The organism is Paenibacillus sp. FSL K6-1558 (assembly GCF_038002565.1).
GTDB classification, from domain to species: domain Bacteria; phylum Bacillota; class Bacilli; order Paenibacillales; family Paenibacillaceae; genus Paenibacillus; species Paenibacillus polysaccharolyticus.
Map to the genome: position 1 here is coordinate 3,861,656 of NZ_JBBOCV010000001.1, position 14,389 is coordinate 3,876,044.

The following is a 14,389-nucleotide window of genomic DNA, read 5'->3' on the forward strand; positions in this document are numbered from 1 at the left end:
ATGCAATATGCCGCGATTAATGGGGAACTGGTTCAACTGGCGTCGGCTGTGGTTCCTGTAACGGATCACGGCTTTTTGTACGGACTGGGGCTGTTCGAGACCTTTCGAACATACCAAGGAGTTCCCTACCTTCTGGAAAGGCATCTGGAGCGCATGGCTTCAGGCTGTGAAGAGTTGGGCATTCCTTTTACAGTGACAGCAGAGGAAGTCAAAGACTGGATATCCCGTCTGATGCAGGGAAACGAACTTAAGGATGCGTACGTGCGTTATACAGTATCTGCTGGTGAAGCGCCGCTTGGACTACCTTCGGGGAATTATACAGACCCCACACATATCGTACTGGCAAAATCATTACCTGACCCTTCTCCTACTCTGTATGAAAGGGGTAAAATGCTACAACGTCTATCTACACCTCGTAATACACCGGAAAGCCAAATCAGATTCAAGTCGCTTCACTACATGAACAGTATCTTGGCGAAACGTGAATTAAACACTTATGTTGGGCAAGACCAGCGATTACTGAGCGCAGAAGGATTACAACTTACGCGCGACGATTATGTTGCGGAGGGCATTGTCAGCAATATATTTTGGGTGCGAGAGAAAGTTCTCTACACCCCTTCGCTGTCTACGGGCATTCTTCCAGGGATTACTAGAGCCGTAGTGATGGAGATTGCCGCAGATCAAGGCATCGCTTGCGTAGAGGTGCAGGCACTATGGGAAGATCTACAGCAAGCAGATGAAATTTTTCTGACGGGTTCCGTAGCCGAGCTCGTGCCGGTGACGACGTTGCGGGATCTGAGCGGCACTGAAACAGATATCAGCAATGGACGGATTGGTCCGGTAACGGCAGTACTGCTGCGTATGTACCGGGAGAAAGCGGGGTATACTTCATGACACTTACACCGGTCATCTATGAACGGAAATATGAATGGGGACCAGCTTCAATTACGCTGGGATCCCGGACGCAGATTATGGGCATTTTGAATGTCACGCCAGATTCGTTCTCAGATGGTGGGCGCTACAATAATGTGGAGCGGGCAGTAGCCCATGCGAAACAAATGATGGAGGACGGTGCGGATCTGATTGATATCGGTGGAGAATCCACCCGTCCAGGATCAGAGGTGGTCGGTGCAGATGAAGAACTTCATCGAATTATTCCGGTGATCGAAGCCTTGCGTGCAGAGGCGCCGCATATTCCGATCTCCGTGGATACGTACAAGGCTGACGTTGCGCGCCAAGCCATTCTGGCAGGGGCCCATATCATCAACGATGTATGGGGGGCCAAGGCCGACCCGGATATGGCGCGGACTGCTGCTGAGCTGGGTTGCCCGATTATTCTGATGCATAATCGGCAGACAAGAGACTACACCGATTACCTGCTTGATGTTGTGCGTGATGTGCAGGACAGCGTTCAGCTTGCGCTTGCAGCGGGCGTAGAGAAGAGTCAGATTATACTGGATCCAGGGATTGGTTTTGTGAAGGACCTCTCGGAGAACCTGGAGTTGATGTCTTCTCTCGGTCTGTTAAACGAGTTGGGGTATCCCGTGCTGCTTGCTACATCCCGCAAAAGATTCATCCAGCACACGCTGGATGTAGGTGCTGACGATGCGCTGGAAGGTACAGCAGCAACGGTTGCATTTGGCATTGCCCAAGGCTGCCAGTTGGTACGGGTTCATGATGTGAAGCCGATCCGTCGGACGGCGGACATGTGTGATGCGATGTTATATCGTTCTCCGGGCTTACGGAGAAGATCGTAATAGAGGGCCTTCACGGCCCCTCATGTTGAAGCGAAGCGTTTTGATATAGAAAGTATTTGAATAGAAGGCAGGGGAACTGTATGGACAGAATGGTATTGCACCGCATGGAGTATTACGGGTATCACGGTGTGTTTGCAGAAGAACGAAAGCTAGGTCAGCGGTATTACATTGATCTGGAGATCGATATGGATCTGGGTGAGGCTGGGCGTAACGATGATCTGACCAAAACGATTAATTACGCAGAGATTCATGAGCTGGTGAAGCAGATCGTCGAAAATAAATCATTCCAGTTAATTGAAGCGTTGGGTGAACATATTGCATCTTCTTTACTAGACACTTATACTATTATCAATGCATTGACAGTCAAGGTGACGAAGCCGCACCCGCCATTTGATATTCATTTTGGAGGCGTAACGGTAGAGCTTCGCCGCTCAAGAAAGTGAGAACCGATCATGATTGCACATTCGACCTCTGAATCCTCAGAGGCTTATATTGCTTTAGGGGCTAATTTGGGTAATCGGGAGCAGACGCTGCTTGAAGCGTTAACGCTTCTGAATGAACATCCTCATATATCTGTGCTGCGCTGCTCTGCACTATATGAGACAGAGCCGGTAGGATATGTCGATCAGCCTGCGTTTTTGAATATGGCTGCTATGGTCAGTACAAATCTGACGCCGGAGCTTTTGCTCGCCGAATTGCTCAGTGTAGAGAATCAACTTGGACGGGTTAGGGATATTCGCTGGGGCCCGCGTACGGTGGATCTGGATCTGCTCTGGATGCATGGAGAGACGCGAGATACCGAACTGCTTCAACTGCCGCATCCCCGTATGGGAGAGCGGGCTTTTGTACTGGTGCCGCTGTCGGACATCGTACCGCAGAACGAGGCATCAGGTCTGCATACCTTTGTACACGCATCGTTGTCTGTACTGGATGGAAAGGATGGAATACAGCGTTGGAAAACATGCAATTGGCCAACCGAATCCGGGCGTTCCGGAAGCTGAAAGGGTTAACCCAGCATGAGCTTGCGGCCGAGACAGGTATATCTTTGGCTATTCTGGGGACGATTGAACGTGGAAATCGGAAAGTTACACCACAGGAACTAAGTAAGATAGCGGGTGTGCTCGCGATTAGTATCGAGGAATTACAAGGGAAATAATGAACGGCGGATAACGAAGAACGGATAAAGAGGTGAAACAGCAAGCATGCTTAAGATTGGTAATATTGAAATGAAGAATCAGGTTGTTCTTGCACCTATGGCTGGTGTATGTAATCCTGCTTTTCGCTTGATCGCCAAAGAGTTTGGTACGGGCCTTGTCTGCGCTGAGATGGTGAGTGGTAAAGCCATTGTTCATGGCAACCAGCGGACACGCGAGATGTTATTTGTGGATGAACGTGAGAAACCGCTCAGTCTGCAGATTTGGGGAGGCGACCGGGAATCGCTTGTCGAGGCAGCTAGAATCGTAGATAAGGAAACCAATGCAGATATCATTGATATTAACATGGGGTGTCCTGTTCCGAAGGTAACGAAGTGTGATGCAGGTGCACGCTGGTTGCTGGACCCGAACAAAATCTATGAGATGGTATCGGCTGTTGTAGAAGCTGTTGAGAAACCAGTCACCGTTAAAATGCGGATCGGCTGGGACAACGAACACATCTATGTAGTGGAGAACGCTCTTGCGGTGGAACGCGCTGGTGGAAGTGCTGTCAGCGTGCATGGACGGACAAGAGAACAACTCTATACAGGTACAGCGGATTGGTCACATATCAAAAATGTCAAAGAAGCTGTCTCCATTCCAGTCATCGGTAATGGCGACGTATCTTCACCGGAAGATGCACGCCGTATGCTGGACGAGACCGGGTGTGACGGAGTAATGATCGGGCGTGCTGCCTTGGGTAATCCATGGATGTTATATCGCACAATTCAGTATCTGAGTTCAGGCCAGTTACCTCCTGACCCGAATGCAGAGGAGAAGATCCGTGTAGCTGTTTTGCATATGGATCGACTAATTGCACTCAAAAATGAGACCGTCGCTGTACGTGAAATGCGTAAACATCTGGCTTGGTACTTGAAGGGATTGAAGGGATCTGCCCGAATCAAGGACGTTATTATGGAAGGAACCAAACGGGATGAGATGGTGGGCATACTGGAGAACTTTGTGGAACAGTTGAAAATGGAAGGAAATCTGGAGTCTGAACCGGTAATTGCGGGTAATGCCTCATAATTAGGAGCTGTGCTGTAAAACGTTTACAGCCGCAGGGGATGTAACATTGACTTTTCGAGATCGTTCACCTATAATTTCTCAGTATAAATTCGCCATGTGCGTTTACTAAGTATAGTGCATCAGGAGGAATATTCTATTTCTCTGGAGAACTTCATATAGTTTTGAAGATGTATGCGGGCGGAGTTCTGTCATCAGCACTGATTCCGTTGCCGTACAATCAAATTATTCCCATGACAGGAGAATCGGTTGAGATGAGCGACAAGGAAGTTATCCTTACACCAGAAGGACTCAAGAAGCTGGAAGAAGAACTGGAAACACTGAAGTCAGTGAAGCGCCGCGAAGTGGCTGAACGGATCAAAGTAGCTATTGGCTATGGTGATATCAGTGAGAACTCCGAATACGAAGATGCGAAAAACGAGCAAGCTTTTATTGAAGGACGTATCATCACACTCGAGAAGCTGTTGCGTAACGCACGAATTATCAACAGCGACGAAATCGATACCGATTCCGTAAGTGTGGGTGCAACCGTAACTGTAGAGGATTTGGAATTCGGCGATATCACAGAATATACGATTGTAGGTACAGCGGAATCCAATCCGCTTCAGAACAAGATTTCCAATGAAAGTCCTGTAGGTAAAGCTATTTTGGGCAAGAAAAAAGGTACAGTGGTTGATGTAAGTGTGCCTGCTGGCGTAATTCAATATAAAATTGTAGATATTAAAAAGCTGTAGTAACGAAGCAGTCAGGCGTAGTAGACAAAAGCTTCCTTAGGGAAGCTTTTTTCAACATTACGGACAAGCCTCACGCACAGGCTGCAATGTAAATAAGGAGATGAATACAGATCATGACGGATGAAGTCTTGAATCAGGAAACCGAACTTAGCGAGCTGTTACAGATTCGCCGCGACAAATTGGACGAGCTCCGCAACTTGGGAATCGACCCTTTTGGCCAAAAATACGTACGTACCGAAGAAGCCGGCTCCATTCTGAAGAAGTATGAAGAACTGACCAAGGAAGAGCTGGAAGAGAAGCACATCGAAGTCAGTATTGCCGGACGGATTATGGCGAAGCGGGGCATGGGTAAAGCAAGCTTTGCACATATTCAGGACCTGAGCGGCCGAATCCAGATCTATGTTCGTCAGGATAGCGTACCTGAGGACAAGTTTGCGGCATTCAGCCTGCTTGATCTCGGGGATATCGTTGGGGTAACTGGCGTTGTCTTCAAAACCAAAACGGGTGAGACTTCCGTTAAAGTAAAAGACCTGGAAGTGTTGTCGAAATCTCTTTATCCACTCCCGGATAAATACCATGGTTTGACTGACGTTGAACTGCGTTATCGCCAGCGTTATGTAGACCTGATCATGAACCCTGATGTGCAGCAGACCTTCATTATGCGTTCCAAAATCATTCAATCCATGCGTCGTTATCTTGACTCCCATGGCTACCTTGAAGTGGAGACACCGACATTGCATACAATCGCAGGTGGTGCGGCGGCTCGTCCGTTTATCACTCATCACAATGCGCTTGATATGGAACTGTACATGCGGATCGCGATTGAACTTCACTTGAAACGTCTGATTGTCGGCGGTCTGGAAAAAGTATATGAGATTGGCCGCGTATACCGGAACGAAGGTATGTCTACACGTCACAATCCGGAATTTACGATGATTGAGTTGTATGAGGCTTATGCGGATTACAAGGATATCATGGCTTTAACTGAAAACCTGGTTGCTCACATCGCACAGGAAGTATTGGGTAAACAAGTTATCCAATATGGAGATCATGAAGTGAATCTTAAGCCGCAATGGCGCCGTGTAACCATGGTGGATGCGGTTAAGGAAGTTGTCGGTGTAGACTTCTCCGTTCATATGACGGATGAGGAAGCGCACAGCTTGGCGAAACAGCATAACGTAAAAGTTGAACCACATATGACATTTGGTCACATCCTGAACGCCTTCTTCGAAGAGTTTGTTGAAGAAACGTTGATTCAGCCAACGTTCATTATGGGACATCCGCTTGAAATCTCGCCACTGGCGAAGAAAAGCGATGCAGATCCACGTTTCACGGATCGCTTCGAGTTGTTTATCGTTGGACGTGAGCATGCCAATGCTTTCACCGAGCTGAATGATCCAATCGATCAGCGTCAGCGTTTCGAAGCTCAGATGTTAGAGAAAGAGCACGGTAACGATGAGGCTCATGAGATGGATGACGATTTCATCCGTGCACTTGAATATGGTATGCCACCAACAGGTGGTCTTGGAATCGGTATCGATCGTCTGATTATGTTGTTGACCAATTCTCCGTCCATCCGTGACGTACTGCTCTTCCCACATATGCGTCCACGTACACAAGAGTAAATAAGGAACGTATCTTTCGTTCATAATAGAAGAGGAACCTGCCACTTGCTTCAAGCTGGGGCAAGTTCCTCTTTGGGTTTACATAGGCAACTCATTCAGACGTGCTACGGGTCACAAGTTGCTCCTATTTTTATTTTGGTTAAAAGAGGTGCCCTTCATGAAGTTCAGGCTTCAGATCGCCAGGTTCATATCTCCTCCGTTAATATTGGTTGGCGGTTTCTTGCTAATTATCTCTATTGGGACCGTTTTGTTGATGTTGCCGTTTTCTAATCAGAGTGGCACACATCTAGCTTTTATTGACGCTTTATTCACAGCTACATCAGCGGCATGTGTGACTGGGCTAGTTGTGGTGGATGTAGGAACAACTTTCAATTTGTTTGGTCAGATTGTCATCATGATCCTGATGCAACTTGGCGGGCTCGGTTTCATGACCATGGCCACATTGTTTGCACTTGTGCTGGGCAAACGCATATCTCTTAAAGACAGGTTGCTACTGAAAGAGGCTATTAATGCGGACAGCATGGAGGGAATTGTACGGATTATCCGCAAGGTTCTGATCTTTTCATTCACTATTGAAGGGGTAGCTGCGGTCATTTTGGCTTTACTCTGGGCAACGGAGATGCCTTTTATGCAGGCCGTATACTACGGCATATTTCATTCCGTTTCCTTGTTTAACAATGGTGGGTTTGATCTGTTTGGCAACAGTTTTCAATATTATACCGGAGACTGGATTTTTAACATTACTGCTTCGATTCTCGTGATATCTGGTGGACTTGGTTTTGTTGTGTTGAATGACCTGTTTGAATATCGCAAACGCCGCCGGTTATCTTTGCAATCGAAATTGGTGCTGTCCGTGTCAGGTGCGTTGATCGGTATAGGTGCAGTGGTGTTGTTTATTTTCGAATTCACCAACAGTCACACGCTTGGTTCACTAACTTGGAGCGAGAAGATCTACGCATCGTTCTTTCAGTCTGTCTCAACGCGTTCTTCCGGGACAAGTACGATTGACATTACACAGATGCGACAAGCGACTCAGTTTTTCTTTATTTTGCTCATGTTTATTGGCGCTTCTCCAGGTTCGACAGGTGGAGGGATTAAAACAACCACGTTTCTGATCATGATTGGTGCTGTATATGCCATGATTCGGGGCAACAAGGACATTGTTTTTTTTCGTCAACGTGTACCTAAAGATCTGCTCATGAGAGCCCTGACGATCATTATGGTTTCCCTCAGTATCTTCATGATTGTAGTGATGCTTTTACTTACAACCGAAGATGCACCATTCCTTTCCCTCATGTTTGAGGCTGCATCTGCTATTGGTACGGTGGGGCTGTCGGTGGGCGTAACCCATGAGATGACCAATTGGGGCAAAATCATTATTACCTTCACCATGTTTGTTGGTCGGATTGGGCCGCTAACGATTGCGTATGCACTTCGTCCCCGTAAAGAGAAGAAATTGTATCGCCATCCAGAAGGCCGGATCATTATTGGATAAAACAAAAAACGCAGACATTCGATATCTACCCCTATGAGTAATAATGGGGTGGTATTAAATGTACTGCGTTTTTTATGTTGCGCTCTAAGGACATAGAGAGGTCAGATGTAAGGTGAGAGCCTCGTCCATAAGTTGGCCGTTCATCTGATCTGGTCTAAGCACGGCATGGATAGCCAAGCCATCAACTAGAGCATACAGTCTTTCGATCTCAAGTTCCTGATTTAGATCTGGTCTGAAGATGCCGGACTGTATTAAAGAAGTAATAACGATCTCAACAGCTCGTCTAATATCATTATATACAGTGTCAGCCAGTTTTTTGAGTGCAGGATCCGTTTTGGATTTGACAGTAAAAGCGTACCACACCTCCATTTCAGCCATTTTCTCATCCGTATTGGGTATGAATTCAAGCAGTAACTGTTTCATATGTTCCATCGGAGGCCCGTCGAAAGACATACTTTGAATCCGGGCAGTCACCCGTTCCGAAACCAAATTCATTGCATATAACAGAAGCTCCGATTGAGTGGAAAAATAGTGGCGCATGGATCCGACCGAGATTCCAGCTTCCTCAGCGATATTTCGAACAGAAGCTTGTTCCATACCATTTTTCCGGATAATACGCCAAGCGGCCTCGGCTACGAGCAAGCGCTGTTTGTCATGATCAACGATTTTAGGCATGTCATGATTATAACACCATTGATTATTATGGTACAAAAGTGTTAAATTAATTATAATACAGTCGTATTATATAAAAGGGGTGTAATTATGGTTGCTTATTTCATTATTGCCTGTGAGATTGCATTTTGGATATTTGTCGCGGCAGGGCTAAGTGTTCGGTATATGCTGGGTAAGAAGCGATTGGGATTGGCTTTGCTTGCCGCCACACCGATTGTTGATGTTTTGTTGCTCATAGCTACTGTTGTAGATCTTCAACGCGGAGCAACAGCAAGTATGGTTCATGGTATAGCGGCTATCTATATTGGAGTAAGCATTGCTTTTGGACATCAAATGATCGCTTGGGCTGATGGTTACTTTCAATACTGGTTTAGAGGGGGAGAGAATCCTAGGCGGAATAAGTTATATGGAAGAGAACATGCAAGGAACGAGCGTATAGGGTGGGTCAGACATCTTTTGGCTTGGAGTATTGGAAGTGCGCTTTTGTATATTATGATATGGTGGATTGGTGATCCAGCTCGAACAGAGGTGTTTTCAGGTCTAATCCGAGTATGGGCAATGGTGCTGGGGATTGATCTCGTGATAAGTATTAGTTATAGCTTTTGGCCGAGGAAAGCTCCTGCTAAAAATATAGGTTAACGGTTCAGATTGTCTTATGAAATGATCAAGTTCTTGATAAAAGTGAAAAAAAGCTTGCAATCAAAAATCATACATGGTATATTCTAATTCCGGCCAAGAAAACACAGTTTACACGGTGCGGCAAGCCAATAAGAACAAGCTTCGAAAGAAACTTAAAAAAAGTGCTTGCAAAGTTGGTTTGGAAATGATATGATATAAAAGTTACTGAAGCGAACGAGTGACGGTGGCTGAATATGTTTGATCTTTGAAAACTGAACAACGAGTGAGTATCGATCTTGCTTGCAAGATCAAAATGAGATTTTAATCTCGTCAGATTCAAAATGAGCTTATCGCTCTTTTCAATAACTTTATTGGAGAGTTTGATCCTGGCTCAGGACGAACGCTGGCGGCATGCCTAATACATGCAAGTCGAGCGGACTTGAAGAGAAGCTTGCTTCTCTGATAGTTAGCGGCGGACGGGTGAGTAACACGTAGGCAACCTGCCCTCAAGCTTGGGACAACTACCGGAAACGGTAGCTAATACCGAATACTTGTTTTCTTCGCCTGAAGAGAACTGGAAAGACGGAGCAATCTGTCACTTGGGGATGGGCCTGCGGCGCATTAGCTAGTTGGTGAGGTAACGGCTCACCAAGGCGACGATGCGTAGCCGACCTGAGAGGGTGATCGGCCACACTGGGACTGAGACACGGCCCAGACTCCTACGGGAGGCAGCAGTAGGGAATCTTCCGCAATGGGCGAAAGCCTGACGGAGCAATGCCGCGTGAGTGATGAAGGTTTTCGGATCGTAAAGCTCTGTTGCCAGGGAAGAACGCTTGAGAGAGTAACTGCTCTCAAGGTGACGGTACCTGAGAAGAAAGCCCCGGCTAACTACGTGCCAGCAGCCGCGGTAATACGTAGGGGGCAAGCGTTGTCCGGAATTATTGGGCGTAAAGCGCGCGCAGGCGGTCATGTAAGTCTGGTGTTTAATCCCGGGGCTCAACCCCGGATCGCACTGGAAACTGTGTGACTTGAGTGCAGAAGAGGAGAGTGGAATTCCACGTGTAGCGGTGAAATGCGTAGAGATGTGGAGGAACACCAGTGGCGAAGGCGACTCTCTGGGCTGTAACTGACGCTGAGGCGCGAAAGCGTGGGGAGCAAACAGGATTAGATACCCTGGTAGTCCACGCCGTAAACGATGAGTGCTAGGTGTTAGGGGTTTCGATACCCTTGGTGCCGAAGTTAACACATTAAGCACTCCGCCTGGGGAGTACGGTCGCAAGACTGAAACTCAAAGGAATTGACGGGGACCCGCACAAGCAGTGGAGTATGTGGTTTAATTCGAAGCAACGCGAAGAACCTTACCAGGTCTTGACATCCAACTAACGAGGCAGAGATGCGTTAGGTGCCCTTCGGGGAAAGTTGAGACAGGTGGTGCATGGTTGTCGTCAGCTCGTGTCGTGAGATGTTGGGTTAAGTCCCGCAACGAGCGCAACCCTTATATTTAGTTGCCAGCACTTCGGGTGGGCACTCTAGATAGACTGCCGGTGACAAACCGGAGGAAGGTGGGGATGACGTCAAATCATCATGCCCCTTATGACCTGGGCTACACACGTACTACAATGGCCGGTACAACGGGCTGCGAAATCGCGAGATGGAGCCAATCCCAACAAAGCCGGTCTCAGTTCGGATTGCAGGCTGCAACTCGCCTGCATGAAGTCGGAATTGCTAGTAATCGCGGATCAGCATGCCGCGGTGAATACGTTCCCGGGTCTTGTACACACCGCCCGTCACACCACGAGAGTTTATAACACCCGAAGTCGGTGGGGTAACCGCAAGGAGCCAGCCGCCGAAGGTGGGATAGATGATTGGGGTGAAGTCGTAACAAGGTAGCCGTATCGGAAGGTGCGGCTGGATCACCTCCTTTCTATGGAGAATCGTCTTCTGCAACGAAGACATTCAAAACTAAAATCTAGCCAGGTCGGCTAGTTACTCACTCGTTGCTCAGTTTTGAGAGCTCAAACTCTCAAAACTTCTCGTTTGTTCGACCGACACATCCGTGAACGGCCCGAACCAAACGATTTGTTCTTTGAAAACTAGATATCGAAACGAAACAAACGCGAATTAGAACATTCCTTTAAGCTGATCTTGTGTAAACAAGTGAAGTGTTTTATAAGGTAGATTGCTGGAGCGAGTGATCGAAATGGAACGACTTTTGGCTTTGCGCAAGCAAACCAAGGGAAGTGACAGCTCGAACACGAGCGCAATGGTTAAGCTACTAAGAGCACACGGAGGATGCCTAGGCGCTAGGAGCCGATGAAGGACGTGGCGAACAACGAAACTGCCTCGGGGAGCTGTAAGCAAGCTTTGATCCGGGGATGTCCGAATGGGGAAACCCAGCTGGGGTAATATCCAGTTACTCTTGTCTGAATACATAGGGCAAGTAGAGGCATACCAGGGGAACTGAAACATCTAAGTACCCTGAGGAAGAGAAAACAATAGTGATTCCGTCAGTAGCGGCGAGCGAACGCGGAGAAGCCCAAACCAAAGAGCTTGCTCTTTGGGGTTGTGGGACGTCTCACATGGAGTTACAAAGGAACCGGTTAAGCGAAGAGGTCTGGAAAGGCCCGCCAAAGAAGGTAAAAGCCCTGTAATTGAAAGTCTGTTCCCTCCGAGACGGATCCCGAGTAGTGCGGGGCACGTGAAACCCCGTATGAATCCGGCAGGACCATCTGCCAAGGCTAAATACTTCCTAGCGACCGATAGTGAAGCAGTACCGTGAGGGAAAGGTGAAAAGCACCCCGGAAGGGGAGTGAAATAGAACCTGAAACCGTGTGCTTACAAAAAGTCAGAGCCCGTTTTAGGGGTGATGGCGTGCCTTTTGTAGAATGAACCGGCGAGTTACGTTCCCGTGCAAGGTTAAGGTGAAGAGCCGGAGCCGCAGCGAAAGCGAGTCTGAATAGGGCGAATGAGTACGTGGACGTAGACCCGAAACCGGGTGATCTACCCCTGTCCAGGGTGAAGGTGCGGTAACACGCACTGGAGGCCCGAACCCACGCATGTTGAAAAATGCGGGGATGAGGTGGGGGTAGCGGAGAAATTCCAATCGAACTCGGAGATAGCTGGTTCTCCCCGAAATAGCTTTAGGGCTAGCCTCGGAAAACAGAGTCGTGGAGGTAGAGCACTGATTGGGTGCGGGGCCCGCAAGGGTTACCAAGCTCAGTCAAACTCCGAATGCCATAGACTTACTTCCGGGAGTCAGACAGTGAGTGCTAAGATCCATTGTCAAAAGGGAAACAGCCCAGACCATCAGCTAAGGTCCCCAAGTGTGTGTTAAGTGGGAAAGGATGTGGAGTTGCACAGACAACCAGGATGTTGGCTTAGAAGCAGCCACCATTGAAAGAGTGCGTAATAGCTCACTGGTCGAGTGACTCTGCGCCGAAAATGTAACGGGGCTAAACACACCACCGAAGCTATGGCTTGATGCTTGCATCAGGGGTAGGGGAGCGTTGTATAAGGGTTGAAGGTGTACCGTAAGGAGCGCTGGACATTATACAAGTGAGAATGCCGGTATGAGTAACGAAAAGATCAGTGAGAATCTGATCCGCCGAAAGCCTAAGGGTTCCTGAGGAAGGCTCGTCCGCTCAGGGTAAGTCGGGACCTAAGGCGAGGCCGAAAGGCGTAGTCGAAGGACAACAGGTCGAAATTCCTGTACCACCGTAAATCGTTACGAGCGATGGGGGGACGCAGTAGGGTAGTGACGCAGGCTGATGGATGCCTGTCCAAGCAGTAAGGCTGGTTAGTAGGCAAATCCGCTAACCGTAAGGCTGAGCTGTGATGGGGAGTGAAAATTACAGTAGCGAAGGTCATGATCTCACACTGCCAAGAAAAGCCTCTAGCCAGATGAAGGTGCCCGTACCGCAAACCGACACAGGTAGGCGAGAAGAGAATTCTAAGGCGCGCGGAAGAACTCTCGTTAAGGAACTCGGCAAAATGACCCCGTAACTTCGGGAGAAGGGGTGCCCCGGTAGTGTGAATAGCACGAGGGGGCCGCAGTGAAAAGGCCCAAGCGACTGTTTAGCAAAAACACAGGTCTGTGCGAAGCCGTAAGGCGAAGTATACGGGCTGACGCCTGCCCGGTGCTGGAAGGTTAAGGGGAGTGGTTAGGGAGTAATCCCGAAGCTGTGAACCGAAGCCCCAGTAAACGGCGGCCGTAACTATAACGGTCCTAAGGTAGCGAAATTCCTTGTCAGGTAAATTCTGACCCGCACGAATGGCGTAACGACTTGGGCGCTGTCTCAACGAGAGATCCGGTGAAATTTTAATACCTGTGAAGATGCAGGTTACCCGCGACAAGACGGAAAGACCCCATGGAGCTTTACTGCAGCTTGATATTGAATTTGGGTACGATCTGTACAGGATAGGTGGGAGCCTTTGAAGCGTGAGCGCCAGCTTGCGTGGAGGCACCGTTGGGATACCACCCTGATCGTATCTAGGTTCTAACCTGGTACCGTAAACCGGTGCGGGGACAGTGTCAGGTGGGCAGTTTGACTGGGGCGGTCGCCTCCTAAAGAGTAACGGAGGCGCCCAAAGGTTCCCTCAGAATGGTTGGAAATCATTCGAAGAGTGCAAAGGCATAAGGGAGCTTGACTGCGAGACCTACAAGTCGAGCAGGGACGAAAGTCGGGCTTAGTGATCCGGTGGTACCGCATGGAAGGGCCATCGCTCAACGGATAAAAGCTACCCTGGGGATAACAGGCTTATCTCCCCCAAGAGTCCACATCGACGGGGAGGTTTGGCACCTCGATGTCGGCTCATCGCATCCTGGGGCTGAAGTAGGTCCCAAGGGTTGGGCTGTTCGCCCATTAAAGCGGTACGCGAGCTGGGTTCAGAACGTCGTGAGACAGTTCGGTCCCTATCTGTCGTGGGCGTAGGAAATTTGAGAGGAGCTGTCCTTAGTACGAGAGGACCGGGATGGACGTACCGCTGGTGTACCAGTTGTTCCGCCAGGAGCACCGCTGGGTAGCTATGTACGGACGGGATAAGCGCTGAAAGCATCTAAGCGTGAAGCCCCCCTCAAGATGAGATTTCCCAGTATGTAAGACCCCTTGAAGACGACGAGGTAGATAGGCTGGGGGTGGAAGTGCAGTAATGCATGGAGCTGACCAGTACTAATCGGTCGAGGGCTTATCCAATAGCAAGTTTTGATCGCGTGCGTTTCGTTTCGAATCTAGTTTTCAGAGAACAACACTCTGAATGAAGTGAAAATCGG

Annotated in this window: 11 protein-coding genes and 2 rRNA genes; 12 read left to right on the top strand and 1 reads right to left on the bottom strand. The window is 48.6% G+C overall.

The genetic code is table 11. The annotated features are described in order from the left end of the window. The 9 genes from MHI38_RS16625 (at window position 1) to MHI38_RS16665 (ending at window position 7,830) form a co-directional block, all read left to right on the top strand. Entirely contained in the window at window positions 1–894 is an 894-nt protein-coding gene (locus MHI38_RS16625) for an aminotransferase class IV (protein WP_154892083.1), read from the top strand. Further along, window positions 891–1,757, top strand: a complete 867-nt coding sequence (gene folP, locus MHI38_RS16630) for a dihydropteroate synthase (protein ID WP_154892082.1) — start codon at window positions 891–893, stop codon at window positions 1,755–1,757. Before MHI38_RS16625 ends, folP begins: the two co-directional genes overlap by 4 nt. Window positions 1,758–1,837: 80 nt before the next feature. Continuing rightward, the gene (gene folB / locus MHI38_RS16635; RefSeq protein WP_090924638.1) at window positions 1,838–2,200 is read left to right on the top strand and encodes a dihydroneopterin aldolase; all 363 of its coding nucleotides are present in this window, start codon (window positions 1,838–1,840) and stop codon (window positions 2,198–2,200) included. A gap of 9 nt (window positions 2,201–2,209) precedes the next feature. Continuing rightward, complete coding sequence (gene folK, locus MHI38_RS16640; protein ID WP_154892081.1) at window positions 2,210–2,758, top strand: 2-amino-4-hydroxy-6-hydroxymethyldihydropteridine diphosphokinase; 549 nt, start codon at window positions 2,210–2,212, stop codon at window positions 2,756–2,758. After that, the gene (locus MHI38_RS16645) at window positions 2,719–2,913 is read left to right on the top strand and encodes a helix-turn-helix domain-containing protein (RefSeq protein WP_154892101.1); all 195 of its coding nucleotides are present in this window, start codon (window positions 2,719–2,721) and stop codon (window positions 2,911–2,913) included. The genes folK and MHI38_RS16645 overlap by 40 nt, the downstream gene beginning before the upstream one ends. A gap of 46 nt (window positions 2,914–2,959) precedes the next feature. Next, window positions 2,960–3,979 carry a tRNA dihydrouridine synthase DusB gene (dusB, locus tag MHI38_RS16650; protein ID WP_090924641.1) on the top strand — a complete coding sequence of 340 codons (1,020 nt, stop codon included), beginning with the start codon at window positions 2,960–2,962 and terminating at the stop codon, window positions 3,977–3,979. Between the two features lie 251 nt (window positions 3,980–4,230). After that, window positions 4,231–4,710: a transcription elongation factor GreA gene (gene greA / locus MHI38_RS16655; RefSeq protein ID WP_090924651.1), complete on the top strand. Its 480-nt coding sequence runs from the start codon at window positions 4,231–4,233 to the stop codon at window positions 4,708–4,710. A gap of 113 nt (window positions 4,711–4,823) precedes the next feature. After that, the gene (lysS, locus tag MHI38_RS16660) at window positions 4,824–6,335 is read left to right on the top strand and encodes a lysine--tRNA ligase (RefSeq protein WP_090924642.1); all 1,512 of its coding nucleotides are present in this window, start codon (window positions 4,824–4,826) and stop codon (window positions 6,333–6,335) included. A 157-nt stretch (window positions 6,336–6,492) separates the two neighbouring features. After that, complete coding sequence (locus MHI38_RS16665) at window positions 6,493–7,830, top strand: TrkH family potassium uptake protein (protein WP_154892080.1); 1,338 nt, start codon at window positions 6,493–6,495, stop codon at window positions 7,828–7,830. A gap of 84 nt (window positions 7,831–7,914) precedes the next feature. Here the strand turns inward: MHI38_RS16665 and MHI38_RS16670 are convergent, their stop codons facing one another. Then, a complete protein-coding gene (locus MHI38_RS16670; RefSeq protein WP_154892079.1) occupies window positions 7,915–8,505 on the bottom strand; it encodes a TetR family transcriptional regulator C-terminal domain-containing protein in 591 nt (196 codons plus the stop codon). An 87-nt stretch (window positions 8,506–8,592) separates the two neighbouring features. On the opposite strand from MHI38_RS16670, the gene MHI38_RS16675 reads away from it, so the two are divergent. From MHI38_RS16675 to MHI38_RS16685, 3 genes are all read left to right on the top strand, one after another. After that, window positions 8,593–9,141, top strand: coding sequence for a hypothetical protein (locus tag MHI38_RS16675; protein ID WP_154892078.1), 549 nt, complete (start codon window positions 8,593–8,595; stop codon window positions 9,139–9,141). Window positions 9,142–9,488: 347 nt separating this feature from the next. After that, window positions 9,489–11,044 (top strand): 16S ribosomal RNA (locus tag MHI38_RS16680). A 341-nt stretch (window positions 11,045–11,385) separates the two neighbouring features. Further along, window positions 11,386–14,312, top strand: a 23S ribosomal RNA gene (locus MHI38_RS16685). Together the 16S and 23S rRNA genes form the textbook arrangement of a ribosomal RNA operon. Window positions 14,313–14,389 lie beyond the last annotated feature (77 nt).

Coding starts and splice junctions, on each gene's coding strand:
- MHI38_RS16625 (WP_154892083.1), top strand. CDS start 1: ATGCAATATGCCGCGATTAATGGGGAACTGGTTCAACTGGCGTCGGCT.
- folP (WP_154892082.1), top strand. CDS start 891: ATGACACTTACACCGGTCATCTATGAACGGAAATATGAATGGGGACCA.
- folB (WP_090924638.1), top strand. CDS start 1,838: ATGGACAGAATGGTATTGCACCGCATGGAGTATTACGGGTATCACGGT.
- folK (WP_154892081.1), top strand. CDS start 2,210: ATGATTGCACATTCGACCTCTGAATCCTCAGAGGCTTATATTGCTTTA.
- MHI38_RS16645 (WP_154892101.1), top strand. CDS start 2,719: ATGCAATTGGCCAACCGAATCCGGGCGTTCCGGAAGCTGAAAGGGTTA.
- dusB (WP_090924641.1), top strand. CDS start 2,960: ATGCTTAAGATTGGTAATATTGAAATGAAGAATCAGGTTGTTCTTGCA.
- greA (WP_090924651.1), top strand. CDS start 4,231: ATGAGCGACAAGGAAGTTATCCTTACACCAGAAGGACTCAAGAAGCTG.
- lysS (WP_090924642.1), top strand. CDS start 4,824: ATGACGGATGAAGTCTTGAATCAGGAAACCGAACTTAGCGAGCTGTTA.
- MHI38_RS16665 (WP_154892080.1), top strand. CDS start 6,493: ATGAAGTTCAGGCTTCAGATCGCCAGGTTCATATCTCCTCCGTTAATA.
- MHI38_RS16670 (WP_154892079.1), bottom strand. CDS start 8,505: ATGCCTAAAATCGTTGATCATGACAAACAGCGCTTGCTCGTAGCCGAG.
- MHI38_RS16675 (WP_154892078.1), top strand. CDS start 8,593: ATGGTTGCTTATTTCATTATTGCCTGTGAGATTGCATTTTGGATATTT.